The organism is Streptomyces sp. NPDC051940 (genome assembly GCF_040680895.1).
Taxonomy (GTDB): Bacteria; Actinomycetota; Actinomycetes; order Streptomycetales; family Streptomycetaceae; genus Streptomyces.
This window is the reverse complement of record NZ_JBFAXR010000005.1, coordinates 136,012-150,880: the sequence shown is the minus strand read 5'-3', so window position 1 is coordinate 150,880 and position 14,869 is coordinate 136,012. Positions and strand designations below refer to the sequence as shown.

General features: G+C 72.9%; 14 protein-coding genes. 11 read left to right on the top strand and 3 right to left on the bottom strand.

The features are described 5' to 3' along the window. Positions 1 to 375: 375 nt before the first annotated feature. On the bottom strand, positions 376 to 672 hold the full coding sequence (locus AB0M28_RS04305) for a hypothetical protein (RefSeq protein ID WP_365397461.1): 297 nt from the start codon (positions 670 to 672) through the stop codon (positions 376 to 378). A gap of 290 nt (positions 673 to 962) precedes the next feature. Here AB0M28_RS04305 and AB0M28_RS04300 point away from each other — a divergent pair, with 290 nt between their 5' ends. From AB0M28_RS04300 to AB0M28_RS04290, 3 genes are all read left to right on the top strand, one after another. Continuing rightward, complete coding sequence (locus AB0M28_RS04300; protein ID WP_365397458.1) at positions 963 to 1,490, top strand: hypothetical protein; 528 nt, start codon at positions 963 to 965, stop codon at positions 1,488 to 1,490. Between the two features lie 12 nt (positions 1,491 to 1,502). Further along, the gene (locus AB0M28_RS04295; RefSeq protein ID WP_365397455.1) at positions 1,503 to 2,552 is read left to right on the top strand and encodes a peptidase; all 1,050 of its coding nucleotides are present in this window, start codon (positions 1,503 to 1,505) and stop codon (positions 2,550 to 2,552) included. Positions 2,553 to 2,760: 208 nt separating this feature from the next. Then, positions 2,761 to 3,225, top strand: a complete 465-nt coding sequence (locus tag AB0M28_RS04290; protein WP_365397452.1) for a hypothetical protein — start codon at positions 2,761 to 2,763, stop codon at positions 3,223 to 3,225. Between the two features lie 27 nt (positions 3,226 to 3,252). On the opposite strand, the gene AB0M28_RS04285 is transcribed toward AB0M28_RS04290, so the two are convergent. Further along, positions 3,253 to 4,395 (bottom strand): VCBS repeat-containing protein, encoded by a 1,143-nt coding sequence (locus AB0M28_RS04285; RefSeq protein WP_365397449.1) that lies wholly within the window; start codon positions 4,393 to 4,395, stop codon positions 3,253 to 3,255. Positions 4,396 to 4,531: 136 nt separating this feature from the next. Then, positions 4,532 to 5,944 carry an aminopeptidase P family protein gene (locus tag AB0M28_RS04280; protein ID WP_365397446.1) on the bottom strand — a complete coding sequence of 471 codons (1,413 nt, stop codon included), beginning with the start codon at positions 5,942 to 5,944 and terminating at the stop codon, positions 4,532 to 4,534. 117 nt (positions 5,945 to 6,061) lie between these two features. Between AB0M28_RS04280 and AB0M28_RS04275 the strand changes: the two genes are divergently transcribed. The 8 genes from AB0M28_RS04275 to zwf all read left to right on the top strand — a co-directional run bounded on the left by AB0M28_RS04275 (position 6,062) and on the right by zwf (position 14,771). Further along, positions 6,062 to 7,267, top strand: coding sequence for an FAD-binding oxidoreductase (locus tag AB0M28_RS04275; protein ID WP_365397443.1), 1,206 nt, complete (start codon positions 6,062 to 6,064; stop codon positions 7,265 to 7,267). Further along, complete coding sequence (locus AB0M28_RS04270) at positions 7,264 to 7,566, top strand: (2Fe-2S)-binding protein (protein WP_365397440.1); 303 nt, start codon at positions 7,264 to 7,266, stop codon at positions 7,564 to 7,566. Before AB0M28_RS04275 ends, AB0M28_RS04270 begins: the two co-directional genes overlap by 4 nt. Next, the gene (locus AB0M28_RS04265) at positions 7,559 to 8,959 is read left to right on the top strand and encodes an FAD-dependent oxidoreductase (RefSeq protein ID WP_365397437.1); all 1,401 of its coding nucleotides are present in this window, start codon (positions 7,559 to 7,561) and stop codon (positions 8,957 to 8,959) included. The genes AB0M28_RS04270 and AB0M28_RS04265 overlap by 8 nt, the downstream gene beginning before the upstream one ends. Positions 8,960 to 9,047: 88 nt before the next feature. Further along, entirely contained in the window at positions 9,048 to 9,953 is a 906-nt protein-coding gene (locus AB0M28_RS04260; protein ID WP_365397435.1) for a dihydrodipicolinate synthase family protein, read from the top strand. Between the two features lie 29 nt (positions 9,954 to 9,982). Continuing rightward, the gene (locus tag AB0M28_RS04255) at positions 9,983 to 10,984 is read left to right on the top strand and encodes a proline racemase family protein (protein ID WP_365397432.1); all 1,002 of its coding nucleotides are present in this window, start codon (positions 9,983 to 9,985) and stop codon (positions 10,982 to 10,984) included. Between the two features lie 54 nt (positions 10,985 to 11,038). Next, entirely contained in the window at positions 11,039 to 12,403 is a 1,365-nt protein-coding gene (locus AB0M28_RS04250; protein ID WP_365397429.1) for an aldehyde dehydrogenase family protein, read from the top strand. An 87-nt stretch (positions 12,404 to 12,490) separates the two neighbouring features. Next, positions 12,491 to 13,180 (top strand): GntR family transcriptional regulator, encoded by a 690-nt coding sequence (locus tag AB0M28_RS04245; RefSeq protein ID WP_365397426.1) that lies wholly within the window; start codon positions 12,491 to 12,493, stop codon positions 13,178 to 13,180. An 85-nt stretch (positions 13,181 to 13,265) separates the two neighbouring features. Further along, entirely contained in the window at positions 13,266 to 14,771 is a 1,506-nt protein-coding gene (zwf, locus tag AB0M28_RS04240; protein WP_365397423.1) for a glucose-6-phosphate dehydrogenase, read from the top strand. Positions 14,772 to 14,869 lie beyond the last annotated feature (98 nt).

The following is a 14,869-nucleotide window of genomic DNA, read 5'->3' as shown; positions in this document are numbered from 1 at the left end:
GAGAGCATGGCCGCGGTCTACACCACCACGGACACCGCAGCCCTACCCGCCACCACCGAGGATTGATCCCCTACACCACGAGAAGGGACACGACCACCTCCGCACGCTCGAGGGCCGGGGGACCCCGCGAGACCTCGCCACCCTCGAAGGCGACTGGTCAGGCCCCGGTCTTACCTGGCAGGAGCTGATCCAGATCGTCGACTCCCCGGAGGCGAGCGCGGACGGCGTGCACGACCAGGCCTCCCGCTTGCTGCTCCTTCTTCCCGCCCTCATGGAACACCCACCCGCCGAGGAAGCCTCCGCGCGGATCTGCGCAGCACTGATCTCTGCCGGAGCGCCACCCGACACGGCTGACGCAACAGCGGAGTGTCTCCTTCAGCGTTTCGAGTCCGATCCGTTGCACGATCCCTCGTGGCGTTCGCCGCTCAGCGGAAGCGGATCTTGAGGTGGAGCCTCGGTCTCAGCGCGCAGGCACGTCTCCTCTGTGCTGTCTGCGTACAGGGTCTTGACGCCGCGCCAGTCCGTTGTGGCCTGACGGACGGCCTCGTGCAGTCGGTGGATGCTGCCTCCGGCCAACTGCACGATCGCTGCTTGTACGCGCTCGCTTGCGAAGTGTTCCGCGTCGTAGCCGGCCGTGTGCGGCAGCTCGTCGAGCACCCGCATGATGTCCATTGCCGGAGGCGCTGCGGGAGGTGGAGCCGCGTTGGCCCTTCAGGGCGCCCTCGATGATCAGGTGCAGTGACTCGGCGGGCGGTACGCGTAGCCCCCGGAGGGCAGCGGCCGGTGGCCGCCCCCCTGCGCCCGCGTCGTGCCCCCGACCCGCGGGAGACGCGCAACCCGTGAGGGCTAACAGGGTGCTCCGGCTACTGCAACAGCATGATCCAACCGGCGTCTGTCCGGACTCCGGCGGGCGGATTGGATAGGTATGGGCGTACTAATAGTCACGTTCTTGAGGAGCGAGCATGCGTGTCGGGAATGCTGTGATTGCCTCCGCCGTGGCGGTCAGCGCCGTCGTGGCCACCTCTCCGCGCGCGGAGGCGGCTGACACGACCACCACGTTCACCGTGACCGCGACGTCGGGGATGGCCATCAGCGCGCCCGACAGCGCGTCCCTCACCTCGGCCGGACCCGGTGGCACGGCGTCCGGCCCGCTCGGGAACGTCACCGTGAACGATGCGCGTTCGCAGCTGGGCACCACCTGGACGGCCACCGTCGTCCTGAGCACCCCCTTCCGTACGGGCGGCGGCACGGCGGCCGAGACGATCTCGGGGGGCCTGGTGACGTACACGCCGGGGAACATCGTGTCCTCGACCAATGCGCCGCACCTTCCGGGGGCCGCGGGAACCCTGGCCGCGCAGCGCAACGCCTTCACCCGGACCAGCGGCGACGGCGCCAACTCGGTCACCTGGAACCCGTCGATCAGCGTCGCGGTGCCGGCGGGCAACGTGTCCGGTGACTACTCGGGCGTCATCACCCACTCCGTCTCCTGAGGGTTCGGTGCCATGCGCAGAAGAGCCCCGTCGCTCCGCGTGCCGGGTGCCGCGCTCGCCGCGCTCGCACTGGCGCTCCCGGTAGCGCCCGCAGCCGACGCCGCACCGGCCAACGGCGCGCCCGATCCCGGATTCCTGGGTTTCCGCCTGCTCGAGGCTCCGGTCGTACGCCGTGACGACCCCCGTGCGCTGAAGTACATCGTCGACCATCTGAAGCCGGGCACCGTCATCGAGCGGCGGTTCGAGGTGGCCAACAACAGCGACACCGGGCGTCAGGTGAGGCTCTACCCGGCCGCGGCGGCGATCACGGAGAACCAGTTCGCCTTCGCCGAGGGCCGGACGCCCAACGAACTGACCCGGTGGACCAGCGTCGAGCCGGCCGTCCTCGACCTCGGACCGCAGGAGAAGGCCGAGGCGGAGGTCACGATCCGGGTGCCGGACACGGCGACCCCCGGTGAGCGCTACGCGGTGGTGTGGGCCGAGAGCGGAGCGCCGCCCGACCGGCAGCACAACATCGGGTCGGTCATGCGCGTGGGGACGCGGGTGTACCTGGACATCAGCAACAGCGGCGAGTACGCGGACTTCCGGATCAGCAAGATCGTCGCGGTCCGCGGCAAGGACGGCCGGCCCAGCGTCCTCGCCCACGTCCGCAACACGGGCAAGCGCGCCCTGGACCTCAGGGGCAAGCTCCACCTCGCGGACGGCCCCGGCGGGCTGGACGCGGGGGCGCACGCGGTCACCGAGGGAACGACGCTGCCACCGGGCGGCTCGGGCACCGTCAGCGTCGACGGCCTCAACGGGAGCCTGCCCGCCGGCCCCTGGACCGCGCGGCTGGAGCTGGAGAGCGGAATGGTGCGGCACAGCCTCGCCGCGCGTCTGACCTTCCCGGCACCCGGCGGCTCCTCCGTCGGGTGGATCATCGGCTCGTCGAACCGCCCGTACTGGTACGCCGGGGCGGGTGTGGTGGCCGTGAGCGGCGTCGTGCTGCTCCTCCTCAGGCGCCGGCGCGGGCGCACCGCCCCGAACCCCCCGCCGCAGGTGCCCTCCTCGCCGAACGGGTGAACCCGGACGGGCACGGGCGCCCAAGCACACCCGGGAATCCTCTGGTCACCCAGTATGTGGACGGCCACATTCGGGCGAGCAGAAAGGAACATGGGTGGGATCACGATCCCTCTCATGGCCCCGTCTCTCTTTGCGGACCGGGACCGGAGGAGTGCTGGTTGCGAGCTGTCTGGTGCTTCCGCCGGAGGCGGCCGCGGGGGTGCGGACCATGACGGTCGCGCCGGTCTTCGCCATCCCGCTGGCCGTGCAGGCGCCCCCGGTGATCACCGTGCCGGTCGCGGGCAGCCTGGGGACGGTGCAGACGGGTCAGACGGGGACCGTGAAACTCGGGTCGGTGAAGGTGACCAGCGTCGGCAACCGGACCTGGACCGCCACGGTCTCGGCCACCAGCTTCAGGACGGGGAGCGGCTCTCCCATGGAGACCATCGCACCGGGCAACATGAGCTACTGGTCGGGTCCCGTGGTGTCGAAGACGGGCCCGGGAACGTTCACTCCCGGCCAGCCCACCGCGAACAACCGCGTTCCGCTGGACGCCTCCCGCACCGCCTTCAGTTACAGCACGCAGCTGACCATCGCCAGCTCCGCGACCTGGCAGCCGACCCTGAACGTGTCGGTGCCCGCCACCGCGGTGGCGGGCACCTACACCGGGACGGTCACGCACTCGGTCGCCTAGCGGCCGGCGTCGAACCGCCCGCCGGACTCACTGAGTGGTGTTGAGCAGGACCGACACCCCGTCCGCCTCGTACACGGCGGTCGTCACATCCGGGCGGGTGTCCTCGTCGAAGTCCCCCACCGCCACGGCGAAGGCGGAGGCGGCGACGTAGTACGTGCCCGCGGACCCGAAGGTGCCGTCACCCTGGCCCGGCAGCACCGACACGGTGCCCGCCGCGTTCGCGGTGATCAGGTCGAGGGCCGAGTCCCCGTCGAAGTCCGCACGTTCCATCGACAAGGGGCCGGCGTCCGTCGCGTAGTCGGCCTTCGGGTCGAAGGTCCCGTCGCCGTTGCCCAGCAGCACCGACGCCGTGCCGTCCTCCAGGTTGGCGATCGCCAGGTCGGGGTCGGCGTCCCCGTCGAAGTCGTCCGTGACGACCCGGCCGGGCTGAGCCCCTGTGGCGTGGTCGACCTTGGTGGCGAAGGTGCCGTCGCCGTTGCCCAGCAGGACGGACACGGTGTTGTCGCCGACGTTGGTCACGGCCAGATCGGGGTTCGAGTCCTTGTCGAAGTCGCCCGTGGTGATGGCGTAGGGCCAGGTTCCCGTGCCGTAGTCGACGTGGGGGTCGAAGGTGCCGTCGCCGTTGCCGAGCAGGATGGACACGGTGGAGTCCAGGACGTTCGTCACGGCCAGGTCGACGTGGCCGTCCTTGTCCAGGTCGGCCGCCGCCACCTTGACCGCATAGGTCCCCGCGCCGTAGTCGACGTGGGTGGCGAAGGTGCCGTCGCCGTTACCCAGAAGGATGGACACCGTGTTCTCGTCGCTGTTGACGGAGACCACGTCGACGTGTCCGTCCTCGTTGAAATCGGCGGTCTCCATTCCGTCGGGGACGCTGCCGACGCCGTAGTCGACGGGGGCGTCGAAGGTCCCGTCGCCGTTGCCGAGCAGGATCGACACCGTGTTGTCGGCCTGGTTGTTCACGGCCTGGTCGAGATGTCCGTCCTCGTCGAAGTCGGCCACGCGCACCGCCACGGGGCTGGCACCCGTGTCGTACTCGGCATGGGGGGCGAAGGTCGGAACGGTTGCCGACGCGGTGCCCTGGGCCAGGAACAGCGCTGTCGCTGCGGCCACGACGGTGACGGCTCGCCGGCTGATGCGCCGGCCTCTGATGATCTGATGTTTTTGTGGCATGTTGCCTCCTCTGCGCCTGTATATACCGCTTCCGGGAGACGGCCCGGGGCATGCCGTGGCGGTGGCAGGGGCGACTCGGCGGCATCCGTGCCCGAACGGGGCACTCCCCCCGGCCGGTGGGAGTGCCCCGCGCGCCTCAGCCCGCGAACTCCCGCATCCACGCCTCGACCTCGTCGGCCGAGCGCGGCAGACCCGCCGACAGGTTCTCGTGGCCCTCTTCCGTGACCAGCAGGTCGTCCTCGATGCGTACGCCGATGCCGCGGAACTCCGCCGGCACGGTCAGATCGTCGGGCTGGAAGTACAGGCCCGGTTCGACGGTGAGCACCATGCCGGGCTCCAGGACGCCGTTGACGTAGTCCTCGGTCCGGGCCCTGGCGCAGTCGTGCACGTCGAGTCCGAGCATGTGGCCCGTCCCCGCCATGGTGAACCGGCGCTGCAGGCCCAGTTCGTAGGCGCGGTCCGCCGGCCCCTCGATGAAGCCCCACTTCACCAGCTGCTCGGCCATCGACCGCTGGGCCGCCTCGTGGAAGTCGCGGTAGGGCGCACCGGGCCGTACGGCGGCCATGCCGGCCTCCTGCGCGGCGTACACGGCGTCGTACACCTCGCGCTGGACGGGGGAGAAGGTGCCGCTGATCGGGAGGGTGCGGGTGACGTCGGCGGTGTAGAGCGTGCCGGTCTCGACCCCCGCGTCCAGCAGGAGGAGTTCGCCGGGGCGCACCGGGCCGTCGTTCCGGGTCCAGTGCATGATCGTGGCGTGCTCGCCGGCCGCGCAGATCGAGCCGTAGCCGACGTCGTTGCCCTCCAGGCGGGCCCGGCGGAAGAAGGTGCCCTCGAGCCACCGCTCCGAGGTCGCGACGGCCGTGGACAACTCCCGTACGACGTCGGTGAAACCGCGGACGGTCGAGTCCACGGCGCGGCGCATCTCGCCGATCTCCCAGGCGTCCTTGACCAGCCGCAGGTCGGAGAGGGCCGCCTCGAGCTCCGCGTCCCGGTCCTCGTCGGTGTCGAGCGCCGCCTGCAGGGCCGCGTCGACGCCGCGGACGATCCGGGTGGGTGTGCCGGAGGACCCGGCGAGGTCCGCGGTGATCGTCCGGACGTCCCGGCAGGGCAGCCCGAGGAGGGTCTCCGCCTCGGCGAGCGTGGGGCGGCGGCCCATCCACAGCTCGGCGGTGTAGCCGGTCCAGAACTCGTCGGTGTCCCGGCTGTCGCGCGGGAGCTGGTAGCAGTGCGCGTCGTGGCCGCCGCCCGGGCGGGGCTCCAGGACCAGGGCGCCGTCGCGGGCCTGGTCGCCGGTCAGATGGACGTAGCCGGAGTACGGGCGGAACGGGTAGGGGTCGTCGTTGGAGCGGATCTTGAGGTTGCCGGAGGGTATGACCAGCCGTTCGCCCGGGAAGCGGGCGGACAGCGCGGCGCGGCGGCGGGCCGCGTGCGGCGCCTGTTCCGCCGGCTCCAGGTCCGTGCGCTCCGTGTCGGCCCAGCCCGTGCGCATGAGGGCGGACAGCTCGTCGGAGATTCCTGCGTAGAGACCGTTCTTTCGGCCCTTGGCCACGTCGGACACCTTCTTCTGTGGGTGGTGGCTGGTGTGCGGTGGTGTCATCCCGCGCGGTCCGGTCGGTCTTCGCGCGGTGGTGTTCCCCCGAGCAGCAGTATGTGACATAGTACTGACGTGAGCAAGGGACTGACCTGCGACGTCGTGGTCGTCGGAGCCGGAATGGTGGGCGCGGCCTGCGCCCTGTACGCGGCCCGGGCCGGCCTCGGCGTGATCCTCGTGGACCGCGGACCGGTGGCCGGCGGGACGACCGGTGCCGGCGAGGGCAACCTGCTCGTCTCGGACAAGGAGCCCGGCCCCGAACTCGACCTCGCCCTGCTGTCGGGCCGCCTCTGGGCGGACCTCGCCGAGGAGTTCGCGCAGGCCGTCGAGTACGAGGCCAAGGGCGGCCTGGTCGTCGCCGAGTCCCCTGCCTCGCTCGCCGCCCTGGAGCGGTTCGCCGACGGGCAGCGCGCCGCCGGTGTCGTCGCCGAGACCGTCGCGGGTGACGCGCTGTACGACCTCGAACCCCGCCTCGCGCCGGGACTTCCGGGTGCCGTGCGCTACCCCCAGGACTGCCAGGTCATGCCCGCCCTGGCCGCCGCCCATCTGGCGCGGGCCTCCGGGGCGCGCCTGCTCACCGGGTGGACCGTGACGGACGTACTGCTCAGGCCGGACGGCGCGGTGCGGGGTGTCCGCACGGACCGGGGCGACATCCACGCCCCGGCGGTCGTCAACGCGGCCGGCACCTGGGGCGCCGAACTGGCCGCCCTCGCGGGCGCCGCCCTTCCCGTCCTCCCGCGGCGCGGCTTCGTCCTGGTCACCGAACCTCTGCCGCGCCTGGTCCGGCACAAGGTGTACGCCGCCGGCTATGTGGCCGACGTGGCCAGCGACTCGGCGGCCCTGCAGACCTCCCCGGTCGTGGAGGGGACGGCCGCCGGGCCGGTGCTGATCGGCGCGAGCCGGGAACGGGTCGGGTTCGACCGGTCGTTCTCGCTTCCGGTGGTACGGGAGCTGGCGGCGGGTGCCACGCGGCTGTTCCCGTTCCTGGCGGACGTCCGCGCGATGCGCGCCTACCTCGGCTTCCGCCCGTACCTGCCCGACCACCTGCCCGCGATCGGCCCCGACCCGCGCGTCCCGGGCCTGCATCACGCCTGCGGCCACGAGGGCGCGGGCATCGGACTCGCCACCGGCACCGGCCACCTGATCGCCCAGGCGCTGACCGCGCAGGCGCCCGACCTGGACCTGGCGCCGTTCCGGCCGGACCGGTTCGCAGCGGCCAGCGGCGAAGCCGCCGCCGGCACCGAAGCCCCCACCGCGACCGACGAGGAGGAGACCGCGTGAGATCCCCCCTGGAACTCGCCGGCGCACAGCCGGGCCCCGCGTTCACGGTCACCCTCGACGGCCGGGAGATCGAGGCCCTGCCGGGCCAGACCGTCGCCGCCGCGCTCTGGTCGGCCGGCGTCGTCTCGTGGCGCGGCACCCGCGGTGCGGGGCGTCCGCGTGGCGTCTTCTGCGGTATCGGCGTGTGCTTCGACTGCCTGGTGACCGTCAACGACCGCCCGAACCAGCGCGCCTGCCTGGTGCCCGTGCACCCGGGCGACGCGATCCGTACGCAGGAGGGGACGGGCCACGATGACTGACCGGCCGCATCTCGCCGTGATCGGCGCGGGCCCGGCAGGGCTCGCCGCCGCCATCGCCGCCGCCGCCCACGGCGTACGGGTCACGCTGATCGACTCCGCCCCGGAGGCGGGCGGACAGTTCTACCGCCGGCCGGCCGCCGGGCTGCGCGCCCGCCGCCCGCAGGCCCTGCACCACCAGTGGCGCACCTGGGAGCGGCTGCGGGACGGCCTGCGCACGCACGTACAGGCTGGTGCCGTCAGCCACTTGGCGGACCATCACGTCTGGTTCGTCGAACGGCACACCGGCGGCTTCACCGTGCACGCGCTGCTCGGCCCCGGGCAGGAGGAGCCCGCCGCCGTACGGGCCGACGGGGTGCTGCTCGCCACCGGCGGGTACGAGACGGTGCTGCCCTTCCCCGGCTGGACCCTGCCCGGCGTCGTCACCGCGGGCGGCGCGCAGGCCATGCTCAAGGGCTCCCTCGCCGTACCGGGGCGGACCGCCGTCGTCGCCGGCACCGGCCCGCTGCTCCTTCCCGTCGCGGCCGGGCTCGCCGCGGCCGGTGTCGAGGTGGCCGCGCTCGTCGAGTCCGCGGACCCGAGGGCGTTCGTACGGCGGACCCCCGCCCTGGCGGCGCAGCCGGGCAAGGTCGCCGAGGGCGCCCGGTACGCCGCCCGGCTGCTCCGGCACCGGGTGCGCACCCTCGTCCACCACACCGTCGTCGAGGCGCACGGCGAAGAGCGGCTGGAGGCGGTCACCGTGGCCGCGCTCGGCTCCGACGGCCGGGTCCAGCCCGGGACCGGGCGGCGCATCGCCTGCGACACGCTCGCCGTCGGCCACGGCATGCTCCCGCACACCGACCTCGCCGAGTCGCTGGACTGCCGCCTCGACGGCACGGACGTCCACGTCGACGACGAGCAGCGCACCGACGTCCCCGGCGTCTGGGCGGCCGGCGAGGCCACCGGCATCGGCGGCTCGGCGCTCTCCCTCGCCGAGGGGCACATCGCGGGCCGGTCGGCCGCGGCCCGGCTGCACGGCACCGCGCCCGATCCGCGCGCGTGGGCGGCGGCCGCGCGGACCAGGACCCGGCTGCGCGCGTTCTTCGCCGCGATCGACAGCGCCTACGCGCCGCCCGCCCACTGGACCGAGCAGGTCACCGACGACACCGTGGTCTGCCGCTGCGAGGAGGTCACGTGCGGAGAGATCCGCGAGGCCGTCGCGGAACTCGGCGCCGTCGACGCCCGGTCCGTGAAGCTGCTGACGCGGGCCGGGATGGGCTGGTGCCAGGGCCGGGTGTGCGGACCCGCGGTCGCGGCTCTCGCCGGGTGCGAACCCACGCCCTCCCGGCGGCCCTTCGCCCGGCCCGTACCCCTCGGAGTCCTGGCCGCCCTCGAACCCGGGCCCGACGGCGACTGACCGGCCGGGCCCAGCAGACGGACAGCCGCCGCTCGCGCCGGGCCACCAGCGCACCGCCACACCCTGTCAAGAGAACGGAAGACCTCAGATGACCACCACCGAGCACACCGGCACCCACCCCTGGCGCGGCGTCCTCGTCGCCACCGCCCTCCCGCTCGCCGACGACCTCTCCGTCGCTTACGACGCGTACGCCGAGCACTGCGCCTGGCTGGTTGAGAACGGCTGCGACGGCGTCGTACCGAACGGCTCCCTCGGCGAGTACCAGGTGCTCACCCCCGAGGAGCGCGCCAAGGTCGTGCAGACCGCCGTCGCCGCGATCGGCGGCGACCGCGTCATGCCCGGCGTCGCCGCCTACGGCTCCGCCGAGGCCCGCCGCTGGGCCGAGCAGGCCCGGGACGCGGGCTGCGCCTCCGTGATGCTGCTGCCGCCCAACGCCTACCGGGCCGACGAGCGGTCCGTCATGGCCCACTACGCCGAGGTCGCGAAAGCCGGTATCCCGGTGGTGGCGTACAACAACCCGATCGACACCAAGGTCGACCTGACGCCGGAGCTGCTGGCCCGGCTGCACGCCGAGGGGTACATCCACGCGGTCAAGGAGTTCTCCGGCGACGTCCGCCGCGCCTACCGGATCGCCGAACTCGCCCCGGACCTCGATCTGCTGATCGGCTCCGACGACGTCCTGCTGGAGCTGGCGATCGCCGGCGCCAAGGGCTGGGTGGCCGGCTACCCGAACGCGCTGCCGAAGTCGAGCGTCGAGCTGTACCGGGCGGCGGTCGGCGGGGACCTGGACACCGCCAAGCGGCTGTACGAGCAGCTGCACCCGCTGCTGCGCTGGGACTCCCAGGTGGAGTTCGTCCAGGCCATCAAGCTCTCCATGGACATCGCCGGCCGCCACGGCGGCCCCGTCCGGCCGCCGCGTGTGCGGCTGCTGCCGGGGCAGGAGGCCGCCGTCCGCGCCGCCACCGAGAAGGCCCTCGCGGCCGGACTGGCGTAACCGAACCCGCCCCCTCCACCAGGAGTGCCATGCGCAGCAAACTCGTCCTGCACGCCGTCGACTCGCACACCGAGGGCATGCCCACCCGTGTGATCACCGGCGGGATCGGGACCATTCCCGGCGCCACCATGAACCAGCGGCGGCTGTACTTCCGTGAGCACCGCGACGACATCAAGCAGCTCCTGATGAACGAACCGCGCGGCCACTCCGCGATGAGCGGCGCGATCCTGCAGCCGCCCACCCGCCCCGACTGCGACTGGGGCGTCGTCTACATCGAGGTCTCCGGCTATCTGCCGATGTGCGGGCACGGCACGATCGGGGTGGCGACCGTGCTCGTCGAGACCGGGATGGTGGAGGTCGTCGAGCCGGTCACCACCATCCGGCTCGACACACCGGCGGGTCTCGTTGTCGCCGAGGTCGCGGTGGAGGACGGCGCCGCCAGGCACGTCACCCTCAGGAACGTGCCGTCCTTCGCCGCCGCCCTCGACCGCACCGTCACGCTGGCCGACGGGCGCACGGTGACGTACGACCTCGCCTACGGCGGCAACTTCTACGCCGTCCTCCCGCTGGAGCAGTTCGGCCTGCCCTTCGACCGGGCCCGCAAGGACGACATCCTGCGGGCCGGTCTCTCCCTGATGGACGCGATCAACGCCGAGGCGGAGCCCGTCCACCCGGAGGACCCGTCCATCCGCGGCTGCCACCACGTCCAGCTCCTCGCCCCCGGCGCCACCGCCCGGCACTCCCGGCACGCGATGGCCATCCACCCGGGCTGGTTCGACCGCTCCCCGTGCGGCACCGGCACCAGCGCGCGGATGGCCCAGCTGCACGCCCGCGGCGAACTCCCCCTGGACACCGAGTTCGTGAACGAGTCCTTCATCGGCACCCGCTTCACCGGCCGGCTGCTGGGCACCACCGAGGTCGCCGGCGTCCCGGCGGTCGTGCCGAGCTTCACCGGCCGCGCCTGGATCACCGGCACCGCCCAGTACCTGCTCGACCCCACCGATCCCTTCCCGGCCGGCTTCGTCCTCTAGGGCCTGCGCCACGCACCTCGTCCCTGCCCTGGACCCCCGGCCCCTGGAGTACCCATGACCCTCATCGTCAGTCACAACCCCGCCCGCCCCGCGGAGATCCTCACCGAGATCCCCGGGGCCGGGGCCTTCGGCGTGGCCGGGGCCGTCGAGCGCGCCCGGGCCGCCTCCCGGCCGTGGGCCCGGGGCGGGGCCGCGGGCCGGGCCGCCGCCCTGCACGCGGCGGCCGCACGCGTCGAGCAGGCCGGCGAGGAGCTCGGCGCGCTCGTCGTCCGCGAGGTCGGCAAGCCGTTCGCCGAGGCGCGCGGCGAGGTCGCCCGTACGGTCGCGATCCTGCGCTACTACGCCCAGCAGCCCTACGACCCGGTCGGCTCCGTGCACGAACCCGCCGCCGGCGCCGGACTGCTGTTCACCCGGCGGGCCCCGTACGGCGTGGCCGGCCTCATCACGCCGTGGAACTTCCCCCTCGCCATCCCGGTCTGGAAGGCCGCGCCCGCCCTCGCCGCCGGCAACGCGGTGGTGGTCAAGCCCGCGCCGCCCGCCACCGCCTGCGCGCTGCGGCTCGCCGAACTCCTCGAAGGCGTCCTGCCCGACGGCGTGTTCACCGTGGTGCCGGGCGGAGCCGAGGAGGGCGCCGCCCTCGTCGACAGCGCCGACGTCGTCTCCTTCACCGGCTCCACCGCCGTCGGCAGGGCCGTCGTGCAGGTGGCCACCGTGCGGGGCGTCCCCGTACAGGCCGAGATGGGCGGGCAGAACGCGGCCATCGTGCTGCCCGACGCCGACGTGGCGGCCACCGCGGCCCAGCTGGCCGGTGCCATCGCCGGGTTCGCGGGCCAGAAGTGCACCGCCACCAAACGGGTCTTCGTGGTCGGCGACCCCGCCCCGCTGCGCGACGCCCTCGTCGCGGCGCTCGAGGCCCTCGGCACCGGCGATCCCGGGGACCCGGCCACCGTCTGCGGCCCGCTGATCTCCGCCGCCGCCCGCGACGCCGTCCTCTCCGCGGCTTCCGGCGGACGCGTGCTGACCGGGGGAGCGGCGCCGGCCGGCCTCGACGGCTGGTACGCCGCACCGACCCTGGCCGACGCTCTGCCCGACGACCACGTCCTGGCCACCGACGAGGTCTTCGGCCCGATCGCCGCGCTCATCCCGGCGCCCGACCTCGACACCGCGCTCGCCCGCGCCGACTCCGTCGCCCACGGACTGGTCTCCTCCGTGCACACCGCCGACCTGGACACCGCCCTGCGCTGCGCCGACCGGCTCGCCACCGGCATGGTCAAGGTCAACGCCCCCACCACCGGCGTCGACTTCCACCTCCCCTTCGGCGGCGACAAGGCGTCCAGCCACGGCCCCCGGGAGCAGGGCAAGGCGGCCATGGACTTCTACACCCGCACCCGGACTGTGACGATGGTGCCCACGGCGTAGATACTGGTGGTGCGTGACATTGCATACGCGACGCCCAGCCGGCGCGTGCACCCCCCACTGCCCACGTGCCGTACGAGGAGACAGCCCATGGCCGCCGCCCAGCCCAGCCCGCCCGCCGGGGCGCCGGCCCTGCCCGCCCTGGGGGGCCGGAAGCGCAGCTACCGGGAGCGGGTCGCCGACGCCCTGCGGGCCGCGCTGATCGCCGGGGAGCTGCTCCCCGGCGAGGTGTACTCGGCGCCGACCCTCGCCGCGCGCTTCGGCGTCTCGGCCACGCCGGTGCGCGAGGCGATGCTGGACCTGGTCAAGGAGGGGCTCGTCGACACGGTTCCGAACAAGGGCTTCCGGGTGACCGCGGTCTCCGAGAAGCAGCTCGACGAGTACACCCACATCCGCGCGCTCATCGAGATCCCCACCGTGGTGGAGCTGGCCAGGACCGCCGGCCGGGACTCCCTGGAGGCGCTGCGGCCGGTGGCCCAGGAGATCGTCGAGGCCGCCGCGGCCGGCGATCTCGTCGCCTACGTCGAGGCCGACACCCGGTTCCACCTCGGCCTGCTCGCCCTGGCCGGCAACACCCATCTGGTCGAGACCGTCCGCGACCTGCGCAAGCGCGCCCGGCTGTACGGGCTCACCTCGCTCGTCGAGGAGGGCCGGCTGCTGGCCTCGGCCGAGGAGCACCTGGAGATCCTGGACGCGCTGCTGTCCGGCGACGAGGCGGCGGTGCGCGAGGTCATGACCCGCCACATCCGCCACGTCCGCGGCCTCTGGGCGGCCAAGTAGGCCGGGAGCCCCGGAGCCCCGACTGTCAGGCCGTGCCGCGCGATACCTGGCGTAAGACGGCGGGCCCATGCCTAGACTGGCGGGCATGGCTGACTCGCGTCCGCAGACCATCGCGTATCCGGCAGAGCCGCCCCGCGGGCCGCGGCACGCACCCGAGCCGCTGGCCCCGCACGTGATCGTGCTGTTCGGCGCGACCGGGGATCTCGCCAAGCGCAAACTCCTGCCCGGGCTCGCCTATCTGCAGCAGTCCCGGTTCGCGCCGGACGTGCGGATCGTCGGTACGGCGACGGACGAGCTGACGACCGAGGAGTTCCGGGCCAGGGCGCGTCAGGCCGTCGAGACGTTCGGCATGCGCGGGATCAGCGACGAGCAGTGGGCGCAGTTCGCCGACCGGCTCGAGTACGTCTCCAGCAGCGCCGGACCGGAGGCGCTCGCCACGGCGGTGAAGTCCGCCGAGAAGGCGCTCGGTCCCGACGTACGGCGGCTGCACTATCTGTCGGTGCCGCCGCGGGCGGCCCGGGCGGTGATCACGATGCTGCGCGACGCGGACCTGGTCGAGCGGGCCCGGGTGGTGATGGAGAAGCCCTTCGGCCACGATCTGGCCAGCGCGGTGGAGCTGAACGGCTTCGTGCACGAGACGTTCGACGAGTCGCAGATCTTCCGGATCGACCACTTCCTCGGCAAGGAGGCGGCCCAGAACATCCTCGCCTTCCGGTTCGCGAACGGCCTGTTCGAGCCGATCTGGAACCGCAACTTCATCGACCACGTGCAGATCGACATCCCGGAGTCGCTCGGCCTCGACCAGCGCTCCACCTTCTACGAACCGACCGGCGCCTTCAAGGACATGGTGGTGACGCACGTCCTGCAGGTGCTGGCGTTCGTCGCGATGGAACCGCCGACCGCGCTGGAACCCCGCGCGATCAGCGAGGAGAAGAACAAGGTCTTCCGCTCGATGCTGCCGGTCCGCCCCGAGCACGTGGTGCGCGGACAGTACAGCGGCTACCGGGCCGAGGAGGGCGTCGCGCGGGACTCCGACACCGAGACGTTCATCGCGATGAAGGTCGGGATCGACAACTGGCGCTGGGCCGGCGTGCCGTTCTATCTGCGTACGGGCAAGAAGATGGCCGAGGGGATGCGGATCATCTCCATCGCCTTCAAGGAAGCGCCGAAGACGATGTTCCCGGCCGGCTCGGGCGTCGGCGCCCAGGGGCCCGACCACCTCACCTTCGACCTGGCCGACTCCTCCCGGGTGTCGCTGTCCTTCTACGGCAAGCGGCCCGGCCCCGGCATGCGGCTGGAGAAGCTGTCGATGCAGTTCTCCACCCAGGAGACCGACACCGCGGGCGACGTGCTGGAGGCGTACGAGCGGCTGATCCTGGACGCGATGCGCGGCGACCACACGCTGTTCACCACCGCCGAGGGCATCGAGTCGCTCTGGGACCGCTCGGCGCTGCTGCTCGAGGACCCGCCGCCGGTGAAGCCCTACGCTCCCGGCACCTGGGGGCCGAACGCGATCCACCAGCTGATCGGACCGCACGCCTGGCGGCTCCCGTTCGAGCGCGAGTGGCGGGAACGCCGAGAAGCGCGGTAGCAGCCCCCGGATTCACACGGCGCGAGCCGCCTGGTTCCGACCTGCGCGCGCCCTTCAGTTGAAGCGATTCAAATCATTGGGAGATCGGCCTGTCAAAA